At 40.6% G+C, this 16869-nt stretch carries 12 protein-coding genes; 11 read left to right on the top strand and 1 reads right to left on the bottom strand.

Annotated features, from left to right (window positions below; all coding sequences use genetic code 11):
• The first annotated feature begins 509 nt into the window (after positions 1-509).
• The 11 genes from nirB (at position 510) to QLG01_RS11780 (ending at position 15433) form a co-directional block, all read left to right on the top strand.
• On the top strand, positions 510-3056 hold the full coding sequence (nirB, locus tag QLG01_RS11730) for a nitrite reductase large subunit NirB (protein ID WP_282496497.1): 2547 nt from the start codon (positions 510-512) through the stop codon (positions 3054-3056).
• A 12-nt stretch (positions 3057-3068) separates the two neighbouring features.
• Entirely contained in the window at positions 3069-4691 is a 1623-nt protein-coding gene (gene nirD / locus QLG01_RS11735) for a nitrite reductase small subunit NirD (protein ID WP_282496498.1), read from the top strand.
• Positions 4692-4709: 18 nt separating this feature from the next.
• Positions 4710-7490: a nitrate reductase gene (locus QLG01_RS11740; RefSeq protein ID WP_282496499.1), complete on the top strand. Its 2781-nt coding sequence runs from the start codon at positions 4710-4712 to the stop codon at positions 7488-7490.
• Positions 7487-8116 carry an NTP transferase domain-containing protein gene (locus tag QLG01_RS11745; protein ID WP_282496500.1) on the top strand — a complete coding sequence of 210 codons (630 nt, stop codon included), beginning with the start codon at positions 7487-7489 and terminating at the stop codon, positions 8114-8116. The genes QLG01_RS11740 and QLG01_RS11745 overlap by 4 nt, the downstream gene beginning before the upstream one ends.
• Positions 8117-8264: 148 nt before the next feature.
• Positions 8265-10538, top strand: a complete 2274-nt coding sequence (locus QLG01_RS11750) for a molybdopterin-dependent oxidoreductase (RefSeq protein WP_282496501.1) — start codon at positions 8265-8267, stop codon at positions 10536-10538.
• 227 nt (positions 10539-10765) lie between these two features.
• Positions 10766-11806: a GTP 3',8-cyclase MoaA gene (gene moaA / locus QLG01_RS11755; protein ID WP_282496502.1), complete on the top strand. Its 1041-nt coding sequence runs from the start codon at positions 10766-10768 to the stop codon at positions 11804-11806.
• Positions 11807-12061, top strand: a complete 255-nt coding sequence (locus QLG01_RS11760; RefSeq protein WP_005306329.1) for a MoaD/ThiS family protein — start codon at positions 11807-11809, stop codon at positions 12059-12061.
• A gap of 3 nt (positions 12062-12064) precedes the next feature.
• Positions 12065-12550: a molybdenum cofactor biosynthesis protein MoaE gene (locus tag QLG01_RS11765; protein WP_013197471.1), complete on the top strand. Its 486-nt coding sequence runs from the start codon at positions 12065-12067 to the stop codon at positions 12548-12550.
• Positions 12551-12573: 23 nt separating this feature from the next.
• Complete coding sequence (gene moaCB / locus QLG01_RS11770; RefSeq protein ID WP_000799986.1) at positions 12574-13497, top strand: bifunctional molybdenum cofactor biosynthesis protein MoaC/MoaB; 924 nt, start codon at positions 12574-12576, stop codon at positions 13495-13497.
• Positions 13497-14732 (top strand): molybdopterin molybdotransferase MoeA, encoded by a 1236-nt coding sequence (locus tag QLG01_RS11775; RefSeq protein WP_282496503.1) that lies wholly within the window; start codon positions 13497-13499, stop codon positions 14730-14732. The genes moaCB and QLG01_RS11775 overlap by 1 nt, the downstream gene beginning before the upstream one ends.
• 218 nt (positions 14733-14950) lie before the next feature.
• Positions 14951-15433 (top strand): helix-turn-helix domain-containing protein, encoded by a 483-nt coding sequence (locus tag QLG01_RS11780; protein ID WP_004791810.1) that lies wholly within the window; start codon positions 14951-14953, stop codon positions 15431-15433.
• 16 nt (positions 15434-15449) lie between these two features.
• Here the strand turns inward: QLG01_RS11780 and QLG01_RS11785 are convergent, their stop codons facing one another.
• Entirely contained in the window at positions 15450-16841 is a 1392-nt protein-coding gene (locus QLG01_RS11785) for a PLP-dependent aminotransferase family protein (protein WP_282496504.1), read from the bottom strand.
• Positions 16842-16869 lie beyond the last annotated feature (28 nt).

Genomic DNA, 16869 nt, shown 5'->3' on the forward strand with positions numbered 1-16869 from the left:
TAAGCTTTGATTCTTTATTTACCTATTAAAAACTTATATCTATATGAAATTAAATATAAAAGTATTATTGGATTAAATTTTTTTAAATATTGGCATGTAAAGTGCTTACTTAATTACAGGTCGAAGACGACCATGAGTTTTAAAGACGGCCAACGATGTCCGTTCTGATCGAGTTTGTGAGTGCAACCGCACATACAAAGAAGTTACGTTCAGTCGGAGTGAAGGGCATGTCTTTATTTTTATTGCATAAAAAAGTTACATCTGAATTATTTAATTTTTCAGTTCCAGCGATGCGAGCCTTCTCTAAGAGGGGGCTCGCTTTTTTTATTTCTTTTTTTTGATTTTGCTGTGCATTGGGTGTCGTCAACGAGTGAAAAAAATTGGTTTCAAGCAGCTATATACCATGTGAGCTTCATTCGTTTCTCGATAGAGCACAAGACAAAACAACAATGTCTATTTGAGAATGGAATAACGCAGCTTAAAAGCAACGTGATTTGAGGAGAAACACTATGAAATTGGTAATGATTGGTCATGGTATGGTGGGCCACAAATTCATCGAAGCCATTTTAGAAAAAGCAGATGATGAACTAGAAATCACGATTCTCGCGGAAGAACCTCGTCTCGCGTATGACCGCGTACATTTGACAGAATATTTCTCTGGGAAATCGGCAAAAGATTTATCTCTAGCACGTTTTGACTTTGCCGATGCTCATGGCATTGACTTACGTCTTAATACAAAAGCAACTGCAATTGATACAGCTACGCAAACAGTCACAACCAACCATGGTGATGTGATTAGCTATGACAAATTAGTGTTGGCTACTGGTTCTTATGCCTTTGTTCCACCAATTCCGGGTAATGACCGTGAAAACTGTTTTGTTTACCGTACGATCGAAGACTTAGATGCCATTCGTGCAGCGAGTCTTAATGCAAAAACAGGTGTCGTGATTGGTGGTGGTTTACTCGGCCTTGAGGCAGCGAAAGCTTTACGCGACCTAGAGTTGGAAACACATGTTGTTGAATTTGCTCCGCGTTTAATGGCAGTTCAAATTGATGATTTAGGCGGTAAAGTTTTACGTCGCAAAATTGAAGATCTTGGTGTAAAAGTTCATACACAAAAAGCGACTCAATCTATTGAATGCGGTGACAGCACAACGCATGTAATGAAATTTGCAGATGGTAGTGAGCTTGAAGCGGATGTCATTTTATTCTCTGCGGGAATTCGTCCGCGTGATGAGCTTGCACGTAATAGTGGACTCGCGATTGGTGAGCGTGGTGGTATCGTCATTAATGATTACTGCCAAACTTCAGATCAAAATATTTATGCCATTGGTGAATGTGCGCTTTGGCAAAACAAGATTTATGGTTTGGTTGCACCAGGCTATGACATGGCGCGTATTGCAGCAAAACATATTTCCGATGAGGAATGTAACTGCTTTGCTGGCGCGGACATGAGCACCAAGTTGAAATTGATGGGTGTGGATGTTGCCTCTGTAGGTGATGCGCATGCCATGACCCCGGGTGCATTAAGCTACTTCTATGCAGATGAGCATGCGCTGGTTTATAAAAAGATTGTTGTAAATGCAGATAAAACCAAATTGCTGGGTGCAGTTTTGGTGGGCGATGCGAAAGAGTACAACGACCTTTTACAAATGATGCTCAATGGTTTGGCTTTACCGGAAGTGCCTGAAAGTTTAATCATGCCGGGCTTTGAGCAGTCGGCAGGAAAATCTGGTGGTAGCGGAGTCGATTTGCTGCCTGACAGCGCAACAATCTGTTCTTGTAACAACGTATCAAAAGCGGACATCTGCCAAGCAATTAGCGATGGTTCGACCTCTTTAGGTGCATTAAAGAAATGCACCAAAGCAGCAACAGCATGTGGTGGTTGTGCACCATTAGTGACTCAAGTTTTAAAGTCAGAGTTACAACGTCAAGGTGTGACTGTAAATAACCATATCTGTGAACACTTCCCGTACTCGCGTCAAGAGTTGCATCACTTGGTTCGTGTCAATGAAATCAAAACTTTTGATGACTTGATTCACCAACATGGCCATGGTTTGGGTTGTGACATCTGTAAACCGACTGCTGCAAATATCTTAGCTTCTTGTTGGAACGATTTCGTACTTGAGCCAAGTCATGCAGGTCTACAAGACAGTAATGACTACTACTTGGGGAACATTCAAAAAGATGGTTCTTACTCAGTTGTACCACGTATGGCTGGTGGTGAAGTAACTCCCGATGGTTTGATTGCTATTGGTCAAATCGCGAAGAAGTATAACCTATACACCAAAATTACAGGTGGTCAACGTGTTGACATGTTTGGTGCGCAAGTTCATGAGCTTCCATTTATTTGGGAAGAGCTGAATGCTGCTGGTTTTGAGTCTGGCCATGCTTACGGTAAATCTTTACGTACAGTGAAATCTTGTGTGGGTAGCACATGGTGTCGTTACGGTGTAGACAACTCGGTTGGTTTAGCGATTGAGCTTGAAAATCGTTACAAGGGTTTGCGTTCACCACATAAATTAAAAATGGCGGTGTCTGGCTGTACCCGTGAGTGTGCAGAAGCGCAAGGCAAAGACGTGGGTATTATCGCGACCGAAAAAGGTTGGAACCTTTATGTATGTGGTAACGGTGGTATGAAACCACGTCATGCAGAATTACTTGCATCTGACCTTGATAAAGCAACGCTCATCCGTTACATCGACCGTTTCTATATGTTCTACATCCAAACCGCAGATCGTTTACAACGTACCAGTGTATGGCGCGACAACATGGAAGGCGGCTTAGATTACCTTAAATCTGTGGTTGTTGATGATTCACTTGGTTTGGCTGCCGAGCTTGAGCGCCGTATGGAACACATTATTGGGACATACCAAGATGAATGGCGTACAGCTGTTGAGAACCCAGAAGTACGTAAACGCTTCCAGACTTATATCAATGCAGGCGCAAGTGAACAGGCCGATCCACACATTCAATTTACGACTGAACGTGGTCAAATCCGCCCATTAACCGAAGCTGAACGTTCTGAAGACCGTATTCCAATGGTTGAAGCATAAAGGAGAACTTATATGAATATTGTACAAGACAAGAATATGCTTCCTGATGATCAGTGGATTAACGTTTGCGCACTCGATGATTTAACCCCAAACACTGGTGCGGGTGCGCTAGTTGGTGGTCAAGCGGTAGCAATCTTCCGTGTGGGACATGAAAAACGTGTTTACGTGCTGAGCAATAAAGATCCGTTTAGCCAAGCCAATGTCATGAGCCGTGGGATTATTGGTGATTTACAAGGTGAACGTGTCATTGCATCGCCAATCTATAAACAACATTTTAGTCTGGCTACGGGCCGTTGTTTAGAAGATAAAGACCAAAAGCTATCAGTTTATCCGAGCAAAATTGTTGATGGCCGTGTTTGGGTCAATGCGGTGCCGCAAAAAACTTATATTACCAATACAGGTGTATCACAAGACAAACTTAGACTGGTGCTGATCGGGAATGGTTTGGCAGGTATGCGTTGTCTGGAAGATTTACTCGATATGGCACCAGACCGTTATGAAGTTACGGTGATTGGTGAAGAACCTTGGGGTAACTATAACCGTATTATGTTGTCTCCGGTTTTATCGGGTGAAAAAACCATTGAAGATATTATGCTGCATCCACCAAAGTGGTACGACGATAAAGGCATTAAATTTATTGCCGGTGATAAAGCCGTAAAAATTGATCGTCCACGTAAAGTGGTTTACACCGAAAAAGGCCAGACAGTTGATTATGACCGTTTGATTCTGGCAACAGGCTCGGCACCATTTATTCCACCAGTTCAAGGTGTTGACCTAAAAGGGGTGTTAACTTTCCGTGATATTTATGACGTTAACACCATGATTGAATACTGTGGTTCAAAAACTAATGCAGTCGTGATTGGTGGCGGTTTACTTGGTTTAGAAGCTGCGTATGGTTTAAAACAACGCGGTATGAATGTGACAGTATTGCATTTGATGGACCGCATTATGGAGCGTCAACTTGACAGCCGTGCGAGCCAGTTACTGCGTCATAGCATTGATCAAAAAGGCATTAACATCATTACCGAGGCCAATACAGAAGCGTTAATTGGTGATGAAAATGGTCATGTCAAACAAATCCGTTTGAAAGATGGCACAGTTTTAGATGCTGACCTTGTGGTGTTCGCTGTAGGTATCCGTCCGAATATTGCCTTGGCACAAAGTGCTGGTCTACGCTGCAATCGAGGTATATTGGTGAATGACACCATGCAAACGTTTGACCCAAGTATTTACGCAGTGGGTGAGTGTATTGAACACCGTGGACAGACCTTTGGTTTAGTTGAGCCACTATGGGGCCAAGCTTTTATTTGCGCGACCCATTTGGCTGAACACGGCAGCTTAACTTTTAAAGCACCGACCGTACCGACTCAGTTAAAGGTCAGCGGTGTCGATGTGTTCTCTGCGGGCAATTTTGAGCCGAAAGATGATTATGAAGACATTATCCTGAACGATGAAAAACGCCAGATTTATAAGCGTATTATCATTCAAAGCGATCGGGTAATCGGTGCAGTACTGTTTGGTGATACTGAAGATGGCATGTGGTATGCAGAGTTAATTGCAGACCAAACACCTGTTTCTTCATTTAGAAATAAACTGCTATTTGGTCGAGATTTTGCATTAAAAAATGCAGGCTAAATAGGGAAAGGAGCAGTTATGAATAGTATTCCAAGCGTTGAAATCGATAGCTCCGACCATGTTGCAAAAATCACTAAAACAACATGTCCATATTGCGGTGTAGGTTGTGGTGTTAGTGTAAACGTTCAACAAAAACCTCAAGGACCTGTGGTGCAAGTAGAGGGGGATGCTGAGCATCCTTCCAACTTTGGACGCTTATGTATTAAAGGTAGCCGACTTGCGGATACATTGGGATTAGAAACACGTGTTTTACAACCAATGATGGGACGAAAAGCCGATCGGGTGGTAACCACATGGGATGCAGCAATTAATAAGATCGCTGACAAATTCCAATCTTGTATCGACAAATATGGTCGTGACAGCATTGCATTTTATGTTTCAGGTCAGCTTTTGACTGAAGACTATTATGTGGTGAACAAGTTTGTAAAAGGCTATTTGGGCACTGCAAATATCGATACTAACTCACGGCTTTGTATGTCATCTGCGGTGGCAGGTCACAAACGTAGTTTCGGTGAAGATATTGTGCCTGCAAGTTATGAAGATTTTGAACATGCCGAAATGGTGGTATTGGTCGGATCTAATACCGCATGGTGCCATCCTGTGCTGTATCAACGGATCATGCAGGCTAAAATCCAAAATCCAGATATGTTTGTGGTGGTGATTGACCCACGTTTTACCAGTACCTGTGAACAAGCGGACTTGCATTTGCCGATTTTACCGGGCCAAGATGTCGCTTTATTTAATGGCTTATTTCAATATCTATATCAAAAAGGTCATGCCGATCAGACCTTTGTAGATGCCTATACCGAAGGTTTGCAAGAAGTTTTGGCAAGCAGTCAGCCAGAAACTGATATTGAATATGTAGCAAAACGTAGTGGTATTTCTTTAGACAAATTACAGCATTTTTTTGAAAAATTTGCACACACTGAAAAAGTCATCACCCTATTTTCAATGGGGGTGAATCAATCGAGTCAGGGCGTAAATAAAGCCAATAGTATTATTAACTGCCATTTACTAACAGGCAAAATTGGTAAGCTCGGTGCCGCTCCATTTTCAATGACAGGTCAACCCAATGCGATGGGTGGCCGAGAAGTGGGTGGCTTAGCTAATATGCTGGCAGCGCATATGGATTTGGATAATCCACTACATCAAAAAGTAGTGCAAACTTTTTGGGACAGCCCATTTATTGCAACTCAAGCTGGCTTAAAAGCAGTTGATCTTTTCCGCGCCGTTGAAGCTGGAAAAATTAAAGCCATCTGGATTATGGCAACTAATCCAGTCGTGAGTTTACCAGATGCCGATCAAGTTAAACGTGCATTAGAAAAGTGCGAATTCGTCGTCGTGTCAGATATCTGCGCAGATACGGATACTACTGCTTATGCAGATGTGTTACTTCCAGCCCTAGGCTGGGGGGAAAAAGATGGAACTGTGACCAACTCTGAGCGTCGTATTTCTCGTCAGCGCGCATTCTTACCTGCGCCGGGTGAAGCAAAAGCAGACTGGTGGTCTGTTAGCCAAGTCGCGAAAAAATTAGGCTTCAATGGTTTTGATTTTGCGAGTGCTGTGGATATTTTCAATGAGCATGCAGCGTTATCTGCACAAGACAATGCAGACATAAATGCTCGTGCAGAAAGTAATAATTTCCGTTATTTCAATCTAAAAGGTTTAATGAACCTAAGTAATGCTGAGTACGACGCTCTACAACCAATTCAATGGCCAGTGTGGAGTAAAAACCAAGACGCTAAAGCCGTTCAACAACTGTTTGGCAATGGACAGTTTAGTCATAAAAATGCCAAGGCAAAACTGATTCCAACCGTTGCAATTGATCCTGTTCATGCAGTTTCAGAAGACTATCCGCTCATTTTAAACACGGGACGTATTCGTGACCAATGGCACACCATGACCCGTACTGGTTTGTCACCAAATTTGACCAGTCATCGTGCAGAGCCATTCTGTGAGATTCATCCAAGTGATGCTTTGAAGTTTGGCGTACGTGATCAAGGCTTGGTAGAAGTTCGTTCGAAATGGGGCAGTTGTGTACTACGTGTGACATTTTCATCTGGTATACGTCGTGGGCAAATTTTTGCACCAATTCATTGGACTGAACAGGTTGCGTCCGATGCGCGTATTTGTAAAGTTGTTAATCCAGAAGTTGATGCAATTTCAGGTGAACCCGAGTTCAAACATACGCCTGTTACCATTCAACCGTTCTATACCACTTGGCAGGGTGTGCTTTATGTACGTGAAGGATACGATTCGTATATCCAAGCATCGCTACATCACTGCGCGTGGTGGACCAAAGTCAAAATGGTTAAAACCAATCGTTACGAACTTGCAGACCGTCAAACTTTTCATGACACTCAAAAGAACTTAAAAAGCTTCTTGCCGTTTGCAGATGAAACTTTTGAATGGCTGAGTATTGAAGATATTTCATCACAATTAAGTCATAGCGTTGTTTTGAAAGATGGCATCGTAATTGCAAGTCTATATATTGCACCGCCAGATTTATTGCCAGATCGTGATTGGGTGGCAAGTCTGTTTAAACGCGAGCGTTTAAGTGCCTTGCACCGAAAAGCATTACTGGCTGGCATGCCAATGTCTGCTACAAATAATGACGGACCTTTAGTCTGTAGTTGTTTTAAAGTAGGTAAGAACAAAATTATAGATGCAATCAAAACTCAAAATATTACTCATGAAAAACAAGTGACGGCTTGTTTAAAAGCAGGTGGTAACTGTGGTTCGTGTTTACCTGAAATCCGTGGCTTGATTAAGGCTTGCCAACAGGAGGTGGAAGTGTGAATAAGGGGTATCCCGTAACTGATCTGGTCATTCTGGCAGGCGGACAAGCCCGCCGTATGAATGGTTTAAATAAGTTGTTACAGCAATTTGATGGTGAAACTCAACTCATTAAAATTCATCAGAAATTAAGATCATCCGTATCTGAAATTTGGGTGAATAGTCATCGTGATTATTCAATTTATCAAAGTATTGTGCCTGACATTCAATGTTATCAAGACGATGCAGCAGGTTTTTTCGGTCCACTGATGGGAATGAAAAGTGCATGGTCAAATGTAAGCGCAGACTATGTTTTGTTCATCCCTTGTGATGTGACCTATATACCTACGCAAGTCGTTGCCAAATTACATGGCGCACTTCGGAAAAACAAACAAGCTCAAGCAGCTTATGTGTCAATTAATGGAGATGCCTTATATCCATTTTGTTTGTTAAAACGTGAAAGTCTAGATATTTTAGAGCAGCAAATTGATAAGCAACAATTGAGTTTAAAAAACTGTTTCAAGCTTTTACATGCTCAAGTCGCTATATTTCAAAAACAGAACCTTTTTTTTCATAGTATTAATTCATTGGATGAGCTTCAGCAATACAAACAAATCAAAGCATTTAAAGAAATTTTTACAGCAAATTAACTTCGGATATTAGCGCTTTAAAATTTACATTGGTCGAGTGAACCACATTTTTAATCTTTGTGCGGTTGACTATTTATTGTTTAAGTTCTATTTTGGAACTTGATGTTTTTATTCTAGCCAGATGTATAAAAATAAACGGAGCCAGAAAATGATGGATGTAGTGCAGCAAAATAAAACAGATGTGACCGCATGTATTTTATGTTCAAGAAACTGCGGTTTAAGTGTGGAAATTAAAGATAACCAATTTGTTAAAATTAAAGGTAATCCTGAGCATCCATTTTCACAAGGCTACATTTGCCAAAAAGCTGCCAGATTACAGCACTATCAGCAACACGCAGACCGTTTGACCACACCTTTAAAACGCCGGCCAGATGGTTCATTTCAAGAAGTGAGTTGGGATGTTGCCATACAAGAAATTGCCGATCGATTAGTACATATTAGAGATAATTTTGGCGGGACTGCTTTTGCTTCTGTTGGGGGCGGTGGTCAAGGCAATCATCTCGGTGCAGCGTATGGCCGACAGCTCTTGCTGGCCATGAAAAGTTATTATGCTTATAACTCTCTTGCTCAAGAAAAAACGGGTGATTTTTGGCTCAATGGACGTTTCTTCGGTAGTCAGGCCTGCCATACGACAGAAGATGTTGAATATGCTGATTATGTTCTTTTCATTGGCACAAATCCGTTTCAGGCACATGGAATTCCAAATGCACGAGACACGCTAAAGCATATTAAAAAAGACCCCAATCGTACCATGGTGGTATTTGATCCGCGAGTTACCGAAACGGCAAAGCAAGCAGATATTCATGTGCAGCTAAAACCTGGAACAGATGCTTTTTTAATGTCGGCCATGATTGCCATTATTATTAAAGAACAACTTTATGATGTGAAGTTCATTGAACAGCATACACAAAGCTTTGAAGAGGTAAAAACAGCTTTTAGCCGTGTCCCGATTGAAGAATATATTGCAAAAGCTGATGTACCAGTCGATTTGATTTATCAAGTGGTGAGAGATTTTGCGAAGGCTAAAAGAGGCTGTGTGCGCATCGATTTAGGTATTCAGCATACTTTAAATACGACATTAAACGGATATTTAGAAAAACTACTGTATTTATTGACCGGAAACTTTGGAAAGCAAGGCACCAATAATTTACACACTATGTTCATTCCAATTTTAAGTGATACAGATGAAAGAAAGCCGAAATATCGACGTAGCGTTTATCATAAAATGTTCCCGATTTCTGGGTTCTTTCCACCAAATATTTTGCCCGATGAAATATTAAAAGCAGGCGAAAAACGAATTCGTGCAGTTTTTGTAGATAGCTGTAATCCTTTATTAACCTATCCAGATACACTTGCCTACGAAAAAGCATTTAAAGCATTAGATTTGTTGGTTGTGGTCGATGTTGCTATGACAGAAACCGCTCGGTTAGCAGATTATATTTTACCGGCACATACTCAGTTTGAAAAATGGGAATTTACAGGTTTTAATCTTGAGTTTCCTAAAAACGGTTTTCACCTGCGTCATCCTGTATTGATCGCTCAAGCGAATACTTTGCCAGAGGCAGAAATTTATACACGATTACTTGAAGCCATGAAGGTCATTCCTAAAAGCTTTCCAGTGTTAGAAAAAATAGCCGCGGTCGACTCGAAAAAAACAGCATATTTACCTTATCTGTCGGCTTTAGGTTTAACTTTTGCTCGACATAAAAAATACATTCCTTTTGCAGCTTCAATTCTCTATCGGACGTTAGGTAAACATTTAGAAAATTCGGCGGCGTCAACGGCATTTTTATTACCACTGTCTATTCAATATGCTGTTTTACATACCAAAGCGGTGCGCCGTGCAGGTTATAAAGGTAATCCTTTAACCTTAGGTGTTCGTTTGTTTGAGCAAATTTTAAATCAGCGTTCAGGTGTGGTGTTATCACAACATGAATATGACGAAATGTGGAAGCTCGTGGCATATAAAGACAAAAAAATACGTCTGGCTATTCCTGAAATGTTAAGTGAGTTAGCAAATTTAAAAAATCATCAATTTAGTATTGAAGAGTTTCCTTTCATACTTTTGTCGGGGGAGCGCCGTAGTTATAACGCTAATCAGATTTACCGTGACCCTGCATGGCGAAAAGTAGATGCAGAAGGGGCTTTGCGAATTCATCCTGAAGATGCAAAGCACCTAAATGTAGATGCAGGAGGTCAGCTTAAATGTATTTCACAACATGGAGAAATTCAGGTTACTGTAGATTTTGATGAGGGAATGCGAAAAGGTGTAGTTTCACTTCCACATGGTTATGGCATGCGCTTTCAAGGTGGTGAACCCATTGGACCACAATTAAATCGACTGATTTCCGCTGAACATTGTGATCCATTATCTAAAACGCCGTACCATAAATATGTACCCATTCGCTTAGAAAAGTGCTAGAAATAATGTAAGGCAAATAAGAGATTAATGCTGCACCAACTTTATACAGTTTTAAAATTACAGTGAAGTGGTGCAGCCAAAGGTCTATCAAAAAACCGAAGAAGTTATGGATGATAAATAGAATTGGAACAAATTTTGCATAAAAATCAGAGCACTATTGAAGAGCAATTTTTTATTTTAATTGCCCGGAAAAAGTGCCAGCAATATTTGAACTGTTCTCGACATGAGTGCAAAAGATGAAACAATACCACTCTGAAAATACGCCATCTGTTCTAAAAGACCAATATGGGCGTATCAAGCGAAAGTTACGAATTTCGGTAACTGATCGCTGTAATTTTAAGTGTGTATATTGCATGCCAGAACATCCTGAATGGTTAAATAAACAAGACTTGCTTAGTTTTGAGGCGCTCTTTCAGTTTTGCCGTTTTATGGTGCAACAAGGTATTGAAAGCATCCGTATTACAGGCGGCGAACCATTAATGCGTCAAGGCATTGTTCATTTCGTTCGTGATTTACAAGCTTTAAAAGCATTAGGTCTAAAACGCATTTCAATGACCACCAATGGACATTATCTTGCTAAATACGCTAAGCAGTTAAAAGATGCTGGTTTAAATGATTTAAACATTAGTTTAGATAGTCTTGATTCAATTCAATTTAAAGAACTCACCAAGAAAAAGTTAGAACCAGTTCTTGAAGGTATTCAAGCTGCAAAAGATGCAGGACTACCTTTTAAAATAAACTGCGTATTAATGAAAGACAAAAATGACGATCAAATCCTACCTATGGTGAGATGGTCAATCGCCAATCATATTCCGCTACGTTTTATTGAGTTTATGCCGCTTGATGGTGATGCACTCTGGTCAAATAAAGATGTGGTGAGTGAAGCTGAAATTTTACAGGCATTGCAACCGTATTATTCGGTACAAGTCATCGAGCAACAACATGAGCCAGCGCGTCAATATCTGCTTAACAATAACTACGCTCTAGGCATCATTTCCACCATTACTCACTCATTTTGCCACCAATGTGACCGCATACGACTTACCGCAAAAGGTGAGTTATATAACTGTCTCTTTGCTCAGCAGGGGTTAAATATTAAGCCGCAGCTTCAAGCACTATTACGCGCACAGAACTCAACCGATCATGTGCTGCATAGTCAGCAGTTAAAAAATCAAGTTATGCCGTATATCTGGAATAAAGCCAAAGGCTTTCATGCCTTACAACATCAACAAACCCGTAAAATCAGTATGCATATGCTTGGGGGATAAATGCAGCAATCTATCCAAATTAAAATCGAATCATTTGGTGCAATTGAAAAATTGCTTCCACAAAATCTTTCGTTAGTTTTCCCCACCGATATTTTAGTTAAAGATGTCTTAGATGAAATTGTTTTATTGCATCCAGAATGTACACAGGCCATGGAAAAATGTGCATGCGCTATTGGCGATAATGTCATAACAAGGCAATCAGCTTTAAGTCAGCCATGTACTTTGGTTTTATTATCACCAGTTGCAGGAGGATGAGCCATGCGAGATTTTGCACGTATACAAGAGCAGGCTTTAAGCCTTGATACCTTTGATCCTATTGAATCATTTCCTGAATGCGGTGGAATTGATATTTTTATGGGTACAGTTCGTAACCATCATGAAGGTAAAGCTGTTAAAGCACTGAAATATACCTCGTATAAACCGCTTTCTGAAAAAATGATACGTGAAATTGAACTGGAAATTGAGAAAAAGTATCAGGTATCTTATGTGCGAGTGGTTCATCGGATTGGATATCTAGATGTGGGTGAAACAGCAATCATTGCAATTGCTTATGCAGCCCATCGTCGTGAAGCTTTTCAAGCATGTGAAGAAGCGGTTGAGCGAGTAAAACATGAAGTGCCTGTGTTTAAAGAAGAGTTCTTTACAGATGGTACGAGTCACTATGTAGAAGGCTGCTGTATTCGTAAGGATGCACCGCACGAACACAAACATCACCATCATGCCGGCCATGAACACTCACACTGAAATAAGCAAGACTAGGATAAATAATGAAAAATGTAGGAATGAAGCCGGAAAGTTATCGAGTTGCTGAAGCACAAGCCATTTTATATGCACCACCGCACTGTATTGAGTTATTAAGACAAGGAAATACTGAAAAAGGGGATGCATTAAAAACTGCACGTGTTGCAGGAATTTTGGCAGCAAAACGAACTGATGAGCTGATTCCTTTGTGCCATCCACTGCCGATTTATCGTGCAGATGTTGAATATGAATTAGAACATGATTTTGTAAAGATTATTACCGTGGTCGAAACCATCGGTCCGACTGGCGTAGAAATGGAAGCCTTAACGGCTGCAAGTCTTGCAGGGTTAACCATTTACGACATGTTAAAGCCACATTGTGAACCAGAAGAGCTCTGGATGGATCAATGTAAATTGCTTAAGAAAAAAGGTGGAAAATCACACTTTAAGCGCGTTCTTCGTCAGCCTGTTTCGGCTGCTGTTATTGTCTTATCCGATACCGTCGCAGCGGGCAGAAAGCCCGATACTGCCGGAAAATCTGTGGTTGAAACTTTAACCGAGGCAGGATTCGACCCGATTCACTACCAGATTTTGCCAGATGAAGCGGATACTTTAAAAAACTTAGTGCTTGAGCTGAGTAAGTCATATGCTTGCATTATGACCGTCGGTGGTACTGGAATTGGTAAGCGTGATATTACGGTTGATACGCTAGAGCCACTTCTTGAGCGTAAGCTAGATGGCTTAATGGAAGCTGCGCGTTCATTTGGACAAAAACGCACGCCATATGCTGCAATGTCGCGTGGAGTAGCAGGTTTTATTGATCGTTCTTTAGTGGTGACTTTACCGGGAAGCCGCGGTGGAGCAAGTGAATCAATGGCTGCTATTTTACCTGCCTTAGTCCATATTTTTGATGTTTGCCGTGATTTACCACATCCGGGAGGCTATGAATAATGTCAGGTTGTGGTGCAGAACGTGGGTTGATTAGCGTAGATGAAGCAATTGAGCTGATTAGTAACCGACCTAAAAAATTAGGCTCAATTCAGCAAACTCTTCAAAATAGCCTAAGTAGATATCTTGCTAAAGAAATTTATTCAGAAATTAATTTGCCAAGTTTCTCTCAAAGTGCTGTAGATGGTTACGCACTTTGTAGCCATGCAGAAGATTTAAACACTCAAAAGTTTCAGGTTACTGGCGAGATTCGCGCTGGAAGCGAAAGTCATAACATTCTGAGTGAAGGGCAGGCAATTCGTATATTTACTGGTGGCAAAATTCCTGAAGGCACAACGCATGTTGCGAGGCAGGAAATAGTAGAGGTCGTTCCAGCGCAAGAAATTTTGTTAACTGAACATATTTGCCCTCAAGCTGATATCCGTTTTACGGGTGAAGAAATCAAGAACGGGCAGTTGCTTGCCCAAGTTGGACAGTTTTTAAATATTGGAAGCTTGGCTGCCTTAAGTATGGCGGGTGTACAAACGGTTGACGTTTACCGTGCGCCGAAAGTTGCTCTTTTAGTCACGGGTGATGAAGTTGCTGAAAAAGCAGAAGATCTTGCAGAAGGCAAAATCTTTGATGCAAATGGTCCATTACTAAAAGCTTGGTTTGAAGATTATGGCTTAGAGATTGAACTCATTCATGTGGCAGATGAAGCGGCGCAAGTCACGCATTACTTTAATCAGTTAAAAGATAGTCATGATGTCATCATAACCACAGGCGGAGTGTCAGTAGGTGATTATGACTTTGTTCGGCCATGCGCTTTTGAGGCTGGCTTTGAACAGATCTTTTGGAAAGTAAAACAAAAGCCGGGTAAGCCACTCTTTTTTGCTGAATATTCTCACACGAAAAAAGATCATCGTTGTTATTTGTTGGGGTTACCGGGTAATCCGGCTGCGGTCTATGTATCAATGCAAGTTTACGGTAAAGCATTGCTCGACACTTTGCAGGGAAACTCAGCAGAGCCAGAATGGTTTAGTGCAATTTTAGATCATGATTTAAAAGAAGATGCGCGTGAACGTTTTCTAAGAATGCATGCTTATTTTGACAATGGACAACTTAAAGTTAAAAGTCTGGCAAAACAGCAATCACACATGCTCAGTAATTTAATGCAGGCCAATTGTCTGGTGCGAATTCCAGCAAGTGTGAAACTAGAAGCAGGCCATATTTTGAAGGGTGTATTCATCTCAAATTAATGATGAGTAATAATAGATATAACTCACTATACAATTGGGTGAGTTATATTTGTTAAGCAAATTTATATAATAGCTTTCTATTTTTTTATAATAAAAAATTCTTTTATAAAGTTGATAAGAAGTTATTTTTATAATGAATCTTGCATAACTCGTGGTAAGTGGTTTAGGGTATAAACAATAGGGCCATTAGGCTAGGAAATATCGAGGAACGCATAAAGATGAAATGGGATGACATCGGTGATCAACCTTGTTCGGTTGCTCGTATGCTATCAGTGATTGGCGATCGATGGACGATGCTAATATTACGTAATGCTTTTATGGGAATACGCCGTTTTGACGATTTTCAAAAATCATTAGGCGTAACTCGTCATGTCCTTTCAGATCGTTTAAAGCGTTTGGTTGAATATGAAATTTTGGCCAAAGCTCCTTATTTTGATCGTCAAGAACGCTTTGAATATCGCCTCACTGATAAAGGTTTTGAACTTTATCCAATTATTTTATCGATGGCGAATTGGGCAGATAAATGGATGGATCAAGGCTTAGGCAAACCTTTAGAGTATCGTCATAAAACTTGTGGTCATAAGTTCGAACCAGTTATGGTATGTTCGGTTTGCCATGAACCTTTACATGCCAAACAAGTGCAAGTTTCAGCTGGGCCAGGCTATTTTGCATATATTGAACAAAAACAGAAACAAGCTTAATTTTCCTCTCAATAAATTATGAAGACTCTTGTTGAATCGCATCAGCTAGAGTCTTATAAATGTGGTCATGATTTGACTGTGTTACATTAAAACGTATGAATTGACCAGCATTGGGAGCTTGGCTAAATGCATTTCCTGGTGCAAGAATAACTTGATGGTTAATACAATATTTTGCAATTTTTGAAGCTTCAACACCCTCTGGCAAATGACACCAAACAAAAATTCCCGCTTGAGGTTTAATCCATGGCTTTATGCCCAAAGGTTCTAGTTTGGTAATGGTATCGTGCATCGCTTTTGCTAAACGAACTTTTAATAATTCTATATGTTTACGGTAAGATCCATCAGTTAAAGCACTTAATAAAACTTCAGCAGACACGCCATTGTGAGAAAAGCTTGTGGCAATTTTCAGGTCAGTGAGTTGATCAATCCATTCTGGTTTTGCAATGATATAACCACAGCGAATAGATGCTGATAAGGTTTTAGAAAAACTTCCAATAAAGATTACACGTGACAGATTATCCAAAGCCGCAAGCCGAGGAGCAGCGTTATATTCAAAATCTGAAAAAATATCATCTTCAACGACAATCAAATTGGATTGTTCAATGAGTTTTAATAGTTGATGTGCGGTAGAAAGAGACAGTGTCGCTCCAGTTGGGTTGTGAATTCCGGAGTTGGTGATATAAAGACGTGGATTGTAAGTCTCAATTGCTTCTTTAAATGCCTCTAAGTCAGGGCCTGTCGGTGTGTAGGGAATACCAATAACTTTGACTTGATGGACTTTAAGTAATGCATGAAAGTTGAAATAACAAGGATCATCAATCAAAACGACATCATCGGGCTTTAGTAAAAATCGGCAAACCAAATCAATCGCTTGAGTACCCGAATCAGTTAAAAGTACTTGGTTTAGATTCGCCTCTATCCCTTTTGCTTGAGCGCGCCTTGCCAGTAAATCACGTAAAGCTGGTAATCCCAATGGTGTTGAATAACCCATTAAACAATCATCTGGGCTTTTCGCGACGGTCCTTAAAGCTTTACGAATACTGTCTAATGGCATCCAGTCATCGGGTAGCCAACCGCAGCCAGGCTTAAAAACATCTGCTTTCGCTTCCAAAGATTGACGTGAAATCCATAATGGATCAACTGAACGATCTAATTTAGGGCCTAATTCACTTAAAGCTAAAGGTGCGAGCGGACCAACAATATAAAAACCAGATCCAGTTCTTGATTCGATTTTGCCTAAAGCAATTAATCTTTCATATGCTTCTACAACTGTTGATACTGAAAATCCCAGATCATTTGCTAACTTACGAACAGAAGGCAAGCGTGCCCCGGGCAATAAAGATCGATTTTTTATTTGTTGTTCAATCTCTGAAATGACAATTTCAATTTTTGTTCTGTTCTGGTTCACGGGCTTAAAATCTCAACTGTACTGGCTG

It is taken from the genome of Acinetobacter sp. V89_4, assembly GCF_029967875.1.
In the GTDB taxonomy this organism is placed as follows: domain Bacteria; phylum Pseudomonadota; class Gammaproteobacteria; order Pseudomonadales; family Moraxellaceae; genus Acinetobacter; species Acinetobacter oleivorans.

Coding starts and splice junctions, on each gene's coding strand:
- QLG01_RS11760 (WP_005306329.1), top strand. CDS start 11,807: ATGCAGCAATCTATCCAAATTAAAATCGAATCATTTGGTGCAATTGAA.
- QLG01_RS11750 (WP_282496501.1), top strand. CDS start 8,265: ATGATGGATGTAGTGCAGCAAAATAAAACAGATGTGACCGCATGTATT.
- QLG01_RS11775 (WP_282496503.1), top strand. CDS start 13,497: ATGTCAGGTTGTGGTGCAGAACGTGGGTTGATTAGCGTAGATGAAGCA.
- nirB (WP_282496497.1), top strand. CDS start 510: ATGAAATTGGTAATGATTGGTCATGGTATGGTGGGCCACAAATTCATC.
- QLG01_RS11740 (WP_282496499.1), top strand. CDS start 4,710: ATGAATAGTATTCCAAGCGTTGAAATCGATAGCTCCGACCATGTTGCA.
- moaCB (WP_000799986.1), top strand. CDS start 12,574: ATGAAAAATGTAGGAATGAAGCCGGAAAGTTATCGAGTTGCTGAAGCA.
- nirD (WP_282496498.1), top strand. CDS start 3,069: ATGAATATTGTACAAGACAAGAATATGCTTCCTGATGATCAGTGGATT.
- QLG01_RS11765 (WP_013197471.1), top strand. CDS start 12,065: ATGCGAGATTTTGCACGTATACAAGAGCAGGCTTTAAGCCTTGATACC.
- QLG01_RS11780 (WP_004791810.1), top strand. CDS start 14,951: ATGAAATGGGATGACATCGGTGATCAACCTTGTTCGGTTGCTCGTATG.